Genomic DNA, 15,615 nt, shown 5'->3' with positions numbered 1-15,615 from the left:
ATCGTATTCCTCTTGCAACATTGTCATAGGAAACTTCATATAAAAGTCATACAACATCAATTTATCAATCGTTATTTTGACATTTTTATTATTAAACTTTGATAATAAAATCAACAACCTTGTTGCGTTTAAAAAAATATCCGAACTCACAAACTTCATTTCACTATTCTTTTCAATCTGCATTTTCAGCATCCTTATTTTGTAAATATTCTTGTAGTTTAGTTGAATAATTTTTCACCCATCCAACTTTTAATTGTTCTGATAATTGATGTAGCATACCTTTTTTAATAAATATGTTGATATCATAATCGGACTTTAAAACAGTATTATCCAGGTCTTCAATCCGCTCATTAACCTCAGATAATAATAAATAACCATCGTCTTCATTCTGATAGCTATAGTGTTTTGTTTTCCAAATACTATGCACTTTTTTTCTTAAATTGTAGTAATTTAACACTTCATTTTCAAATTCTTTACTGTCCACTTCTTCCCTTTTAATTTCTGCATTAAAAAATTCTTCTTGACATAACTCATGATCGAAAATATTTGCTGATTCAAGCATTGCAATAAATATATGGTTTTCATAATTCACGTTTTCGACATCACGAATTACTTGAATCTCAGATCTAGTATCTTGAGCATCTACGAGGACTTCTAGACCACCATTTTCTAAAATAGTTTTTATTTTCGATAAACTTATTGCCCCTAACGAAATTGCTTTTTTCTTCGCAACTGCTTGAGTTATAATTACTCCCGCTAGTCTTCCATTAACTAAAAGTGGTGAACCTGATAGTCCTGCAAAATTATCTATCTTTGAGTTCCTAACATCAAGATCAAGATCCCAGTCAAAATTATTTGTCATATTTTCTTCCACTTTTCTACTAATGAGTCCATCAATCGGCTGACCTGAAGACCACTTTACAACAGGATAGCCATATGTTTCGTACATATAATTTTTTTCGGGTTCATACTCTATAAAACTCAAATAGTTAGTTTCAACAGGTTCATTTAATTCAAGGATTGTAATAACATCTTGCTCATTTGAAGTCTTAATCGGGATTGCTGTTCTTTCAACTGGCGTGCTATCTATATTACGAAATTGCAAATAAATTGTTGTACCTTCTTCATAATAATTCTTAATTGTATGCGTGGCTGTTATTACTTTATTTTTAGCGACTAAAAAAGCTGTTGCTTTATCTTCATATTCCTTTTCATCTTCATAATCATCTTCGTCTTCGCAAATCAATCTGCATACCGCTCTTACCAATACTTCGTGATAATCTAGTTCCATCTTTCGCTCCTATAAAGGTATAATTGTAGAGCTTAATTCTGATTGAGAAATTATCTCATAATTGAACGTACTCTTTAATTCTGAATTGTTAAATTGATGATATTGCTTATTTTTATAATTAAAATATATGGTTTTAGGGGTACTTATATCTTTTGTAATAATTTTCGCAATTGTTGACAGATCTGGATGCCCATTTGTTCCATCAGTTGAGATTAAATAATTCTTCGAGTTAATTAAGTTAAGTAATAATGATGTATTATTTCTTTCACTCCCGTGATGTGCAATTTTTACGACATCAAAAGTGAGATCATAATTCTCTTCGTTAGATAATTTTTTAAGATTATCAACTATAATATCTGAATGACTATCTGCTAAAAAAAGCAATTTATATTTATCATTGTATTCTATGATAAAAGAAATAGATGAGCCATTTGTTGCAGAATTATCTTTTGTCCCTTCAACTTTAGACAGTTTATCTAAATTCAACTTAGTCTCTCTATGCGAGATTTCATCGTTTTCATCTATCGATTCACTTTCTGGAGATGACCTCAAATAAAATTCAAAAGCATCATCAAATACATCGTCATCCGAAAATTTTATACCTAATTTAGTAGAATTCAATTGATTTCTCCATTTTTTTCGCAGCCCATTTAGTTTCTTTTTATCCGGAGATAGTATTCTAATTTTGATGTCTTTATTTATTTCTAAATAATTTCTCTGATCCACATTAACTGCTCGGTAATCAAACATACTATTCCAACTATAATCACCACCGTATAAATAAGCAGCTAATGAAGAACCTTGTTTGGCGCTGATATCAACATTCTCATTATTATTAATTCTCTTTCTGTTACTACTAAAGGTTGAAATTAAATCTCCTAGGATCTCTCTTTCTTCCGGGGACATATCTTTTTTATCAATCTTCTCAATCTCAAGATGTCTATAACTGTTATGCCAAACTTCATTGATTTTGATAACATTTGCAGCTTTTGAAGATCCATTACTTGAGAATAATTTTAATATTCCTTCTATGTGATCTTCATCTATGTGAGTAACAATTAATAGATCAATTTTTCCTCCTTCTTTCGCTATTTCGGTTAATCGTTTCTCTAAAAAATTATCGTATGTTTCTTCCCGTCCCCCATCAATTATTATGTTATATTTATGGTCTTCACCTAACGTAATTAAAAAAGAATCACCTTCATTTGCAGGAAACATTTCTATTTTTATTGTCATTATAAATTCACTGCTCTCCATATATAGAATATAATCCCATAATTTTACCACACTAAATTCGACCTGAATAGACAATTTTTGTATCTTTAGAACTAGGACTATGATATAATTATGGAATATATTTCTATATTAGGATATTATTATTCCGGAGGTTTTATTAATGAACAAAGTATTATCAACCGATATTGAGCTCTTCGCGGCCGCCCTTTCACAAACATATGTAGTTGTTAGCATAGATGATATGCAAGAAAACGCAGGCATCATACGCGAATACTGTGACAAATATGTAAAAATAGGTGATTCTTGGTTTTCTCGCAACATGTATGAATTCCACATAATGACACGATAGGCATAAATAAAATAACTGCAATCAGCTTTTCGAAAGAGAGTCATTTTATCCCTTTGGTAAATGTCGATGAATATGGCGGAAGGTATTTTAAAAAATATGAATTGTGATTTAAGGATTGTATAGAAAAAGGAGATAATCGCTATTTCCCGATTATCTCCTTTTTCTATACAATTTTTGCGCCATCCCTTTGTAGAAAGTAACTGTTTCCTCGTGATAGGATTGGTCTTGGAACCAACCGTTCTCCTATGGAGAGACGATGAGCCAACTTTGCCATCAGAAATATCCCAGACCATTGGAGGATGTGGCGCAAGACTGCTTTTGATCTTAATTAATAAGGAATTTATCTTCTGTATATTGTTCATTTCATAAAAAAAAGCACAATCAGTTGATGATGCAACTATCAAATAAAAGCTGCTATTGATACTGTTTGATAAATTCCTCTTGTTTAACACCAAAATGGCCAATAATCCAACTAATATCACTCTGAGAGTTATCCGCGAGACGTAAATCTGATTGAGTCTGTGATGTTCCGTGTTCTTCCCTAGAGCCCAAAATTGTAAAATAAAACTCCTCAAATCTTTCCCAAAGAGTGGAAACATTTTGATATAAATCTATGATCAATTCATACTCATGGTCCTGTATATCAATAGTGTCTAACGCATCAATAAACTCTTTAACCGCTCTTGGCTCTATAGACTTACTATTCAACTTATCCAGAATATATCGCCGATTCTGACCATTGATATCTTCTATTATTGCTTTTTTTACTTGTTTTACTCTCGCGTCTATTAGTTCATCTCGTTTTCGTTTTGGCACTATTGCTTCGTTGTAATGTGAAATTCGTGTTTGCTTAAGTTCATCTAAAAGCATTATTGCTGCTTTCTTTAATTTCTCTGCCGTTTCTACCGATAGCCCCTTGGTTGATTTTATATCCTCTAGAGAACCTTGATACCATAAGGTTTCTACTTCTGAAAGACTGTAAATCCATTGTTCACTTAACCTTGCAGCTGGAATGGTTTCTTCTCTAAGTAACGTGCCATTTGTGTCACGATAAATAATCCGAACTATACAAACAAAATAATCCTGTAAACCATAACTAATATCTAGAAATACAGGCTTAATAATTAATGGTGGACTAAGACGTATTGATTCCCACATACGCTGTTGAGAAGTATGATAAGCCTGAGAATGCATTTCTTCATCTACAATTACATGACTCCGATCGACAACATTGTCAATCATCCTTGAAATCATACTTCCTGTAACTTGTTTGTTCTTAACACTTTCTTCTAAATATTTACGATATTCTGGCATAACAAGTTCATCAAATGCAGTATCCTGATAAACCCCTATTAATTTTTTTCCAAGTCTCTCCACCATTTTGAGTTCTGCTTCTATAGCAGACATAGAAGGAAATGTAAGTATCAGTACTTCCCCGACTTGTCCATCATTACGTGGTCTATCAATTCGCCCAATCCTTTGTTCTACATTCATTGGATTAAACGGTAAGTCGAGGTTAAAGAGTACTCTGCAGTCTTGAAGATTTTGACCAACCGATAAAGTCTCCGTACCTATAACAACTTGAATTTCTTCAATTGTCCCAATATACTCTGGATGACCTTTAGAAACAGGCGAAAAGCGGTTTAGAATATTTTCTTTTGTTTGTAAGCCCTGTTCTCCAGTGACACGCGCATCAGCAGCTTGCCCTGATACTAGTCCTATTTTTAAGTTATGGATTTCTTTTTCCAGCCGCTCAAAATAATGCAAAACGGTATCACGAAATTGCGAGATAATCAGTACTTTTTCTCCCTGACTTATATACAAAAGAATCTCTTTTTTGACTTTTTCATATTTTTCGTCGTATCTTTGAAACCCCTCTTTTAGCGAATCTTCGATTTGTTTTAGTTGATTTAAATCTGTTTGAGAATCTTGCCTCATTCGTTTAAGCATTTGCGTCGCGTCTTTCTTTTTTACCGCGTCTATCTTCTCAAGCATCCTACGGACATATTGAGCACGTCTTTGACGAGAACGTAATTCAAAATCAGTTAATTCGTGATCTTCTATAAACCATTCCTCAAAATCACTAAAATTCTCATCAATACCATAATTTACAGAAAGCCACCTTTTAAATTCTTTTAGTAAGTTAGGAGCACTCTCTATCCTCTCAATATCAATCATAAGAGCATTCAGTTTACTTTTAACTTTTATAATCGATGACAAAAAAGCATACCATGACGAATCAGCTCTTTTTAACAACATGAGTTTAAGTTGCTCGCTAGATAATTCTTCCCATTCAGGCGATTCATAATAGCGAAACGTATTCATATAAGGTAAGTGCAAATTTCCAATCCTTTCGTAATTTAATTCAAAAACCGTTTGTTTTGCCGGTTCATATCGAATTTCAATTACAGGAAACTCACGTTTCGCAAAGCTTACGTCTTTGCCTCCATAGGTTCGACGGGTACGTTGGAGAAATAAATCGCGCCAAAATTCTTTAAACGCTGCGTCATCCAATTCAAAACCTTTAGCCGCTTTTCTATTGGCAAAACCTAAATATTCCTTATACGAGCTATTCTTCGTCACTTTTATAGGACGAAGAAATAAGCGACCAAGATGATAAATATCCCTACGAGAATTATTATAAGGGGTTGCTGTCAACAATAAGCCTTGGATATCATGGAATTCCTTAGTTAATTGATGAATATTACGATACAGTTTTGTAGTTGAATGGCGTAACCCCTGATGGGCTTCATCGATAATAACAAATGATATGTCACTAAAAGTTTCCCGTAGTTCCTTTAAGCTCATACGTGAAATCTGTTCTTTTGAATAAAATGCAATTGCTTCTAAAGGAACATTAACAATATTAATCTCATCTACCCATTGATTCTGCAGTTTTTTGGGTACGATTATGATTGTTTTCACATCTCCAAGCGCACGTATAATGGAGACTGCTGTTCTAGTTTTACCTAGACCTACTCCATCGGATAAAACTGCACAACCAAACTGAGTAATTCGGGCGACTAGTTCTCCAATCCCAATTTTTTGGTGCTCATACAGGGTTTCAGTAAAATCTTTTTTTATATAACTATCAAGCAGTGGTTTTGCAAATGATTTTGCAAACTCAACATAGGTTGCCTGTCCAGTCAAATAATGAGCGCTTTTAGATATTTCTCGTTCAATTATTTCAATAAGATCTCTTGAGTATGCCTTTGCCTCTTCACTAATCCAAATCACGTCGAACCATCGAGATAATGACATAAATGCATCCATTGTTACAGCGTTTAACTCTAAATTAATTGTCAAGCCACTTTTAGTAAAATTACTTGAGCCTATAATCGCATAACCTTCCCTATCCTCAAGTGGCTCACGGTGAAGCAAGTATAATTTCGAGTGAAAATAGTTCCCCTCGCCTTTATATACTTTAACATCAACTCTCCCTGACTTAATCCATTCGACTAGACAATGCAATGAATTCTCATCAGCTTGACCGCTAGCAATCTCAGCCATTAAAGCTTCCTGTGGAGTAAGATTAACACTATAGCCTTCGTCTAGAACATCAGCAGTTCTAAAATCAGTCTTAGTACCCATCAACAATCGTATTCTTGAGTCTGGATGTTCCATCATCTTCATTAAAGCTGGTTGAAGTAATTTAAAACCACTTATAAAAAAATAGCCAACTGCAATATCCAGGCAAATAGATTTACCTAGGTAATATGATAATGCCTCTTGCATAGTAACGAGTTGATTATCTATTACCCGTTCCTCTTTCCAGTTATAATTAGAATTTATGGACATGAATGTTCCTCCTCTTTTGAGGTAATAACATCATAATATTCAAGGATCTTTTGTAAATCTTTACGCACTGCAGAAACATGCATAGGGCTTTCAAACGTCGATATTGCCATAATGATTTCCTCTCGCTTAAGACCATATAGTGAGGCTATAATCGCATCAATCTCCGCTCTTAATGTCTGCACTTCGTTTAAATCCAGTTGTTTTATTGGCATATTCAGTTCATCTGCTAATGCTGCCATGTCGTTTGATGTGCAAACTAATTTGGCAACTCTTTCAACAATTGCCTGAAATCTCAGATCATTTTCTTCGAGTAAAACAAGTGGTAAGCTTTCCAATATAAACTTACTCAAATGCTTATCCACTTTGCGCCGCGAAAAGAAATCAACCGTATACGAATTTAATATTCCGCAGAGATATAGCATTTTTTTGTAGTTAGATGAAGTATCCAGTACCCACAATGTATTAGCTATTGCAGTTTGTTTAGGAACAATTGTTGCTATAGTTGTCCTTCGATCAGTTCCCCTTGCAACTTCCCGTAGCAGCAATCTTATGATTCCTTTGCCATTAATTCCAGTTTGACTATGTATAGAAGTATCTATCCAATATCGAATTGATTCTTTGAAATCTTCTGCCATGCCGAATTGTGAAATATGTTTTCCTTCAACTAAGGGAATGCCTACTCCATCAGTATTGAATAATTGTCGTTTACTAGTCATATGCAAACCACTTTTAAACTCAAAACCATATTCTAATTGCAAACATTCCTTAATGGTAGGAAATTTCATCAATCTTCTGGAGATAGATAACTCCTCTTTTGAACGATATTCCATTAATACTAAAGACTCAGGTGCTAATTCCCTTACGTAGTCCACAGGATAGTCAATTTTCAAAGAATCTGCGCTTAAATCATCTAATGTATTTCTATAGAAAAATGCCTTAAATTCGCTAACGGTTGATGCCTCAGCACATTGAAATGTGACGACGGTAAACTTGTAACTCCCATGCACATTTTCAAAAATTCTTTTATTCTTATTTTCAAATCCCAGCATTTCGATCAGATTCGTCTTATCAAATAACAAATGGCGAAGCCCAGATGAACCTAGATCAGTACCAATATTACCAGGTACTAACACACTTACAATTCCACCTGCCTTTATTAGCTGCCAGAATCGTTCAATTGATAATTTGTATAGGTTAAGGTCACTGCCTGTAAATCTTCCACTGACCCTCCAACGGAGAAAATTATACATATTCTCTTGTCTAAAATACTCGTTTGCAGATTCATACATCCTAATCTGGGTTTCCCAGGCTTGCTTCAAGCGTGGGTATTTAATGAATATCTCGTTTTCGATCTCTTTTTTTATATTGTTATCGCTAATTGCCGAAAATCCTTCATAATATGACTCAAAAAACTCATCAGGGTTTATTTTCCATGCTTCCCATGGTGGATTTCCAAGACCTACATCGAAACCTGCGTTATCACTCCAGCCCCCGTCTGGATTGAAAAAGACTTCGGGAAAATGTAATTCGAGAATATCGATACGTAATGTTTCTGTAAACCCATTTACATATGAAAGTTCCCTAATTAACTCATTACGAATATTAAGTCGGATGTCAGCCATTTCTCTCCAATTCGTATCGGTCGGATCCCCTTTTTTGATTTTTGTTCGCAATTCAATTAATCTAGCAATTTTGGTTTTGTATTTTCTAAATGTACTTTTTCCTTTGCCATGTGAGAATGGGGAAATCAGTGCATTTTGATGAGCTAAAGTTAAACCGATCATTCGTGGGAAGTTAACCCCTGGTTGCCAATTTTCAAGTGTTGCAAGTGTTAGCGTTTGTGAACTAATGATAAGAGCTTTATAATCAATATCTATTCCATATATATTATTAAGTAAAATATGACGTTCCCATAGACTTTGCGCTTCTTCAGCATGAGTGAAATAAGGAAATAATTTAACTAGCTCAGGGACTTGTTCTATTGTCTTTGCAACCGATTTACGGTGAGCTGATAGGTAACGAAAAGCTCCTCTTAAGAACGAACCTCCACCGCATGTAATATCAATGATTTTAATATCAGTGATCTCTTCAATTGCCTTTATTGCTTGATCAATGTTACTTTCTGAGACAAATTTTTGTAATTTTAATAGGCGCTGTTGAAAAACATTACCAAGCGCTTGACGGACCATATATTCAACAAGACGATTATCAGTATAATATGCACCTTTTTGTTTTTGCTCCTGCTTATCAGAACCATAATGAATTTTGAAATCATCTGATGTGTAGTCAATCTGAATAGCACTACTCATTGAAATTTCATAATGGTTCTGGATCATTTCCGGTGGCAGATCTTGATATCGAAAATTGTAACGATCCGAACTAGTGTCAGCAATAAGTTTAAGTAGATCTATACTGCCATCACTGATCAATGCTTTTTCAATCGTAGTCGCTACCTCAGCGACATCCCCTGCAAACAGATCGCCACCATAGGCTAATTCAAACTGCTCCCGTAAATGATTTTGAAAACTTCGCACTTCTTCTTCCAGTCCCGGTCGTTTTTGAACTTTTGGTGTTAATTCCTCATAGAAATCATCAAATAACGTAATCTGAACGGCTTCCTTAAGCAATTCCTCTTTTACGTCCGGGAATTCAATCGTCACTAATTTATCGAGAACATCTTCCATTCGTCCTTCCGCGAATCCCAGTCCTATCTTTTCAAAATTCACTTTTGAGGTAAATACCACAGGTCCGTGGTATGCCTCTAAAAAATGTCTTAAAATAATACGAAGCACCAGTGTATCTACTACTGCCCCAACCGCTGCTTTAAAAGAAACTGTTTCAACTAATCCATGTAAATCTGATCTTTTCAGAAGACTTTTTGCCTCCTCAGTTAATAAAGGAAGTAAATAGCTACGAAGCATCTTATCACGAACAATTATTTCCGCCATTCGTCTACGATAAAGACCAACAATATAATGGAATCGCGACCCCAACTCTCTAGTAAATAAGCGCTCAATACCAGTCATTCTGAATCCAAATCCGAATTCATCCGGCTCAATCTTGGCTTTTCCGTAACTAAGTGTATTAATAAAAAGTTCTGCATATAGTGAGACCCTTTGAATTGACATCTCTGATATATCCAATCTTTCATCTCGATTACCACCCATAGCTCTGAACCAAACGATACGTTTCCTTCCAACAAATCCAAGTAAGGTTACTGCTTCAGATGCACCATACTCTTTGCTATATGTCTCCACATCTTCGAAGAGCTTTCGTAAATCATTTACAGTACTCTCCGCAGTAAGTGTTTCTATATATCTAATAGCTATGACGTGAGAGCCTTCAAAATCAGAATGCCCTAACATACGCCAATTGCTTTCAGGATTAATTGGATTTTTCCTCAGTTCATACCCAAGGAAAGAGGCGACTTCTTTCAATAATTCTTCTTCAACATACTGATGAGCACAATCAAGTTTATTAAGTAACACCTGTACGTTTTGCTGATATTGGTCCATTATATCCTCCAAATAGAAATACACATTTTGTTGTTATCTTTGTTGTAATCATTTATAAAAATTCCACAATCGTTTCCTATTTCCTGCTTTTTATACGCGGTATGTATTCACTTACTTGCTCCCGAAGTAGAGTTCAAACTACCAAAAATATACACTATGTGGTTGTTGTATCAATCTTCTCCTTCAGACTCACATTGTATACCGAACTCTTCGTATCGTCTAAGGTGGAAATTTCCTTTTCCGCTAACCAGGTACTAGCCAAATGGCGCACCAAAATTACGAACATATATTCCCATTTATGATTCTTTATGCTACTATCAGACTATTGGAGGTAGCTTATGAATTTATCACTTTATAGACCTACTGAACTAGAAAAATGGCTTGAAAAAGAGTACCGAAGTATCGGTATCGAGTACGCGTCAGATATGGACTTAGACCTAATCTCATCCATTTTCGATGTCGAAATACGAACCTATGCTGGCCCCTCTTTCGCTGAGTGGAAAGAAGATGAATACTCCTTCATTTTCCTAAACGCTTATCTTAACGAAAAACAAAGACGTGAGGTCTTTTTTCATGAGCTTTGCCATCCCCTGCAGCATGTAGGCCAGCAAGAAATCATGCCCAAGTCTTTTATTGAACTGCAGGAAATCCAGGCTAAAAACTTTCAACATTATGCAGCCATGCCTTCTTACCTACTTGAGGAGTTTAAATCAGTCTCTCCATCCCTACTTGTAAAGGTAATAGCTGAAGAGTTTTGCTTAACAGAACCATTTGTTCAGCATCGATTAGAACAAATTCAAAAGCGTGTCCAATCGGCTCAATACGAAGAAGAACTGATTCGACGTCGCAATACGAAGATCGTAATAGACGATGACCATGTAAGGCGTGTGATCGCAGAACTGGGTCGCAAACAACTAGAAGGAGCATAAGCATGGCTAAATTATCCGTTTTCTACTCGGAGCACCCCGAGGATTTCCATCCGGTACCGGACAAATTAAATATCTCATTTGGCTCAGGAAACATTGCCTGGCATAAGAATTTTCTTTACATACCTTTAGAAGCTCCATTTCGCCCCAAGATGGCTGAAGACTACGCAGATGACTCTATAGGCGTCTCTATTCATTTTGAGGACCTGACAAGGAATCCTGAGCGTCCTAATCAGTTTGGAATCGATATACATAGTGTTGTCCGTCGATTGGAGAAGTTGAAATACCAAGAGGGGCTACATTTTGAATATAGCGACATTGAACAATTCATTATTCAAGTGGCTGATATTGAGGAAATTATGCAGATGGATGTAAAACCTTTTTATGAATGGAGGTAATGAGCTGTGGCAAGCATTCAGAAAAGTGGTAGAAATTCTTGGAGGCTCCAGGTCAATCTTGGCTATGACGTAAACGGGAAGCGGTTATACAAGCGTAAGACCGTTTGTGTAGAAAATGCAGAGAAGATGAAAAAGCTGGAGCTAAAACGTTTTTTAGATAGCGAGCTTTCTAAATTTAAAATAGAGGTCGAAGTCGGGGAGTATATCTCACCTGACAAAATGAAGTTCGATCAATTTGCAAAAGAATGGGAAAGCAAATTTGTGATGAAGCAGCTAGAGCAAACATCGCAAGAGAATTACATCAGCATCATGAACAATCGACTCATCCCCCACTTTGGTCATATGCGCGTAGATCAAATACAGACATTCCATGTTATGAATTTCATTGAGTCATTGGACAAGCCTGGAGCAAGAATCGACGGTAGCCTTAAACCTCTTTCTTCTTCATCTAAAGTTTACATTTACAGAGTACTACGTAGTGTATTTATGAGAGCTATTGACTGGAAAGTAATAAAGGTATCTCCGATGGTTGGAACAGTAAAGCCAAAAGAGATTAAAGTGGAATGCGAGGCGTATGACGAGCAGGAAACCATGTTTATTTTTGAGGCACTACAGAATGAGCGCCCTGATTTCAGAATGATAGCCACACTCGCATTGACATCCGGATTACGCCGCGGTGAGCTACTAGCCTTAGAATGGCACCATATAGATCTCGAAGCCGGCACAGTCGAAGTGAAGCAGTCTCTCCCCCGTTTTAAGAATGGAGTTCCTCTTATCAAAGTACCCAAGAATAATAGTTCATTCCGCAAAGTCGCCCTTCCCGAATCCGTCATCTCAGAATTCAAAGAGTATTATGATTACAAAAAGGCTGCTAAAGATGCTATTAATGACAAGTGGCAAGGTGGGGTTCGCTCATTTGTTTTCTGCTCAACATTTGGTAATGCCTATTCGCAGAACTGGCCAACAAAGCAATGGCACTATTTCCACGCGAAATTAAATGGTGCAATTAAATACATCCGGTTTCATGACCTCAGGCATACCTCCGCAACACTCTTGATCAACCAGGGCGTTCATGCTAAGGTTATTTCCGAGAGACTAGGACATTCCAACATTGGTACTACAATGAATGTCTACGGACACGTTCTACGCACTGCTGATCATGCAGCTGCTAACAAGCTTGATTTCCTGTTCGATAGTAGAAAAAACAAGGTAAACAAAGGACAAGATCAAGGTACCATCGAGGTACCAAAAGGTACTATTGAGGTACCAAATAGATAATTTTATATTTTAATTAGATTGAATATACCTTATAGCACTTCAAAAAAACCGCACCAAATCAACATTAACTCCACTGTAACAGAATAGAAAAAAACTGATATTTCACTTCTCCCATGAGACGGTCGTGCAAACGACCGTCGTTATTATTTTATAGGAGAGTTTTCAGAAACCCTTAACTATAAGGGTTTATTTGACTATAACAGACACCAAAAAGTATATAGTACAGAATCCGCCTCTTCAAAATCCTCTAAGTTCATCCCTCTGTTTTCTTCGATCGCATAAATTACTTCTATATATTAGCTAATTCTTCAACATCATCATTCGATGATTATTCTCTTCTAACTCTTCTTGAAGTTTTGCATTTAACACTTTTCTATATTCTTCTGGTTGGAGGAGCATGATTTCATATGTACTACCTAATTTCTCGATCCCTTATAATTCGTTTCAACACCTCCATCAATTGCAGCGATTTGTGTATCCGAAAGCCCTTGTGCTTTCAATAGCTCTTTCAATCAATCCATTTATCTCACCCTCGCTTTTCACTGGTGTTATTTTGGTGAATGAAACACCCAATTTAAGGCCTTTTGGTAGGTCAACAAAAAAAGGACTCCCGAAAATTCAGGAATCCTAAAAGATGGTTCTGATATTCAATAATGTTGATTTCACCCAAAAGAAAAACTGACTCTTGATAAAGCGGTTATGAATGAGAAACTAACGGAATCCCAGTCACTCTCATCAAAAATTGAACCGACACTTTTGCTCCTTTGCTTCATCTACTTCTCATGAGCTTGATTAATCTATCCCATTCCGACCGATCAATCTTTAAATCACGAACTGCCACCCTGAATCCATACTTATTAGCATATTCAACGAATATCTGATCTTCATTCAATATTTCATAGCCAATAATTCCGAATGGTTGTTTTGTCCAAGCTTCTTTTAATAGAACTTTATCCGCCACTCATATCACCAATTAACCCCTCAACGTTAACAAAAATTTTTTTAAACTTTTATATCTGAACCGTATTAATAAATATTTCAAATATGTTTGGGTTACATTGGGTTTAAGAGCGACAAATAAATAAGCTCTTCAATGTGAGTGCCTCTATTTTTCGTCTTTTACAATCTCAATCGGCCGTTTTACAGATTCAATGAACTTTTCAACAAAGTCCGGATCTTCGGGGTTGAGGTTATTCATATAGGTCTCGTCAAATCCCCCAATCTCTTGCTCTTGATGTTTCGAACTCTTCGCCATATAACCACCCCAATTCCTCAATACCGGCTAACATTACGGCATGCGAAAAGTATGCCTTTTGTTCTGATACCGACATTGTAGCATACTTGGATGAAGATTTTAACTGTCCATTTATCTTTACTGCCATCGTTCCCATGACTTCGTTAAATACGAGTCTATCAACCGTTTTACCCAACGTAGAAATACTACTAATACCACCATCGTGTCCTACAGCAACAACTAAGCGTTCCAGCGTATCCTACGGCACCTTCTGAAGTTCAATTTGAAAGCTCGCCTTTGGGTTAAAACACCGATTCGGAGTCCCAAGTGGTTCCTCTACTTCTCCTACCTGCGGCATTTACTGTCAAATGGGGTTAGTCTCCACCTGCAGCAAAAGCTCTTGTTCATCTTCCTCGAGAGTATCCATCCAAATGGATTCGAACTCTCCGCTGGATACTGCTTTCTTTTTTCCAATTGAATCACCGTTTCCTCCACGGTTACCAAGAGCGTTCTTACTCCCTTTGGGAGCCCCGCCTTTATTACCAAGAACGTTACCTTTCGTCTCAATAGTAACGTTACTTTCAACGATGCATCCCATCTGTCCTGGCTTTTCTATTTCCGGATCTGAGCTTTCAGTAGTCCAGCATAAATTTAGTCAGCCGATGCCCATACACTCAATGAATGCTTTGCATAAAATATTTTGCAAGTACTTGTTCAGGGATGTGGTCCTTTGCAGCTATACTATTTAGTATCTAAGCAAGACGTTATTGAACTCATCCGCGAATTCATTGATCAGGCAAACTATAGTGCTGCCATTTATTTACTCGAGATTATTCAGCAAATGGAAGAGGAAAATCGAACCTCAGTACTGATTACTGTAGAAAAACATGACAACTCGAAGTGAGGTGATTCTCTCCCAAGCCCTCAATATTCATTATGTTGTATGGCCATAATCCATCTCGAAGAATCCTTTACTGATGAAGATCCGTTTGTTTGCCGTCCGACACCTCCAAAGGGTCGATACCCACATTACATGCCATGTGTCATCCTGCCTTCTTGCAGCTAATCCCTCTACGGACTTTCTTCAGTGTAGCGATGTAGCACTCATTTATTACAAACACCTCGCCAAGCACTTTTTAACCTCGAGGAACGATTCTTCAATTCAAAATGCGGATCCCGCATATTTGCCTCGTCAAATCCCCCCCAATCTCTTGCACTTGATGTTTCGAAGTCTTCGCCATATAACCACCCATTCCTTCAATAACGGCTAACCTTGCTTAAGATAATACACTGAAAAAATGTATCTTCATTGATAGCGAATTCCCTTGTGTCAACGTTATATTTCATACCAAAAATTTAGATGGTATCACCTTTTATTAATGTTGACAAAGGTACCTTCGTTTCCTTGTAATGAAGAATTCTACAGATAGAAATCATTAAACTCTCGCATCAAAATAAAACGATGATAATACATTTTAATGACTGCAACAGGTGGTATAGTTGTTTTGGTGAAGGTGCTAGAATGGTTTTGGTTTATCATTTTCTGTAGTGCTTTTTGAAATCGATGCTTTAATGTTCTTGACTGGAAAA

The 15,615-nt window shown here is 36.3% G+C and carries 12 protein-coding genes and 1 pseudogene; 4 read left to right on the top strand and 9 right to left on the bottom strand.

Features of this window, described 5'->3' with window-relative positions:
• The 6 genes and pseudogenes from L6I86_RS13575 to L6I86_RS35660 all read right to left on the bottom strand — a co-directional run.
• A pseudogene (locus L6I86_RS13575) lies at positions 1–183 on the bottom strand (hypothetical protein); the annotation flags it as partial.
• Positions 173–1,291, bottom strand: a complete 1,119-nt coding sequence (locus tag L6I86_RS13570) for a hypothetical protein (RefSeq protein ID WP_236287794.1) — start codon at positions 1,289–1,291, stop codon at positions 173–175. The gene L6I86_RS13570 and the pseudogene L6I86_RS13575, both read right to left, overlap by 11 nt.
• Positions 1,292–1,300: 9 nt before the next feature.
• Positions 1,301–2,527 carry an MBL fold metallo-hydrolase gene (locus L6I86_RS13565; RefSeq protein ID WP_236287792.1) on the bottom strand — a complete coding sequence of 409 codons (1,227 nt, stop codon included), beginning with the start codon at positions 2,525–2,527 and terminating at the stop codon, positions 1,301–1,303.
• 763 nt (positions 2,528–3,290) lie between these two features.
• Complete coding sequence (locus L6I86_RS13560; protein ID WP_236287790.1) at positions 3,291–6,674, bottom strand: helicase-related protein; 3,384 nt, start codon at positions 6,672–6,674, stop codon at positions 3,291–3,293.
• Complete coding sequence (locus tag L6I86_RS13555; protein WP_236287789.1) at positions 6,665–10,189, bottom strand: Eco57I restriction-modification methylase domain-containing protein; 3,525 nt, start codon at positions 10,187–10,189, stop codon at positions 6,665–6,667. Before L6I86_RS13555 ends, L6I86_RS13560 begins: the two co-directional genes overlap by 10 nt.
• A gap of 154 nt (positions 10,190–10,343) precedes the next feature.
• Positions 10,344–10,475: a hypothetical protein gene (locus tag L6I86_RS35660; protein WP_276574853.1), complete on the bottom strand. Its 132-nt coding sequence runs from the start codon at positions 10,473–10,475 to the stop codon at positions 10,344–10,346.
• A 52-nt stretch (positions 10,476–10,527) separates the two neighbouring features.
• On the opposite strand from L6I86_RS35660, the gene L6I86_RS13550 reads away from it, so the two are divergent.
• Genes L6I86_RS13550 through L6I86_RS13540 form a run of 3 tightly spaced genes read left to right on the top strand, consistent with a single transcriptional unit; the run spans position 10,528 to position 12,791 of the window.
• Positions 10,528–11,118: an ImmA/IrrE family metallo-endopeptidase gene (locus tag L6I86_RS13550; RefSeq protein ID WP_236287786.1), complete on the top strand. Its 591-nt coding sequence runs from the start codon at positions 10,528–10,530 to the stop codon at positions 11,116–11,118.
• Between the two features lie 2 nt (positions 11,119–11,120).
• Positions 11,121–11,513 carry a hypothetical protein gene (locus L6I86_RS13545; RefSeq protein WP_236287785.1) on the top strand — a complete coding sequence of 131 codons (393 nt, stop codon included), beginning with the start codon at positions 11,121–11,123 and terminating at the stop codon, positions 11,511–11,513.
• A gap of 6 nt (positions 11,514–11,519) precedes the next feature.
• Positions 11,520–12,791: a tyrosine-type recombinase/integrase gene (locus tag L6I86_RS13540; RefSeq protein ID WP_236287783.1), complete on the top strand. Its 1,272-nt coding sequence runs from the start codon at positions 11,520–11,522 to the stop codon at positions 12,789–12,791.
• Positions 12,792–13,560: 769 nt separating this feature from the next.
• Here the strand turns inward: L6I86_RS13540 and L6I86_RS13535 are convergent.
• From L6I86_RS13535 to L6I86_RS13525, 3 genes are all read right to left on the bottom strand, one after another.
• Positions 13,561–13,752, bottom strand: coding sequence for a hypothetical protein (locus tag L6I86_RS13535; RefSeq protein WP_236287780.1), 192 nt, complete (start codon positions 13,750–13,752; stop codon positions 13,561–13,563).
• 247 nt (positions 13,753–13,999) lie between these two features.
• A complete protein-coding gene (locus L6I86_RS13530; RefSeq protein ID WP_236287778.1) occupies positions 14,000–14,221 on the bottom strand; it encodes a hypothetical protein in 222 nt (73 codons plus the stop codon).
• 168 nt (positions 14,222–14,389) lie between these two features.
• The gene (locus tag L6I86_RS13525) at positions 14,390–14,623 is read right to left on the bottom strand and encodes a hypothetical protein (RefSeq protein WP_236287777.1); all 234 of its coding nucleotides are present in this window, start codon (positions 14,621–14,623) and stop codon (positions 14,390–14,392) included.
• A gap of 132 nt (positions 14,624–14,755) precedes the next feature.
• Between L6I86_RS13525 and L6I86_RS13520 the strand changes: the two genes are divergently transcribed.
• The gene (locus L6I86_RS13520; RefSeq protein WP_236287776.1) at positions 14,756–14,929 is read left to right on the top strand and encodes a hypothetical protein; all 174 of its coding nucleotides are present in this window, start codon (positions 14,756–14,758) and stop codon (positions 14,927–14,929) included.
• Positions 14,930–15,615 lie beyond the last annotated feature (686 nt).

This window comes from Paenibacillus allorhizoplanae (assembly GCF_927798215.1).
Taxonomy (GTDB): Bacteria; Bacillota; Bacilli; order Paenibacillales; family NBRC-103111; genus Paenibacillus_E; species Paenibacillus_E allorhizoplanae.
Note: the sequence above shows the minus strand (reverse complement) of the source record. Positions and strands in the feature narration are given on the sequence as shown.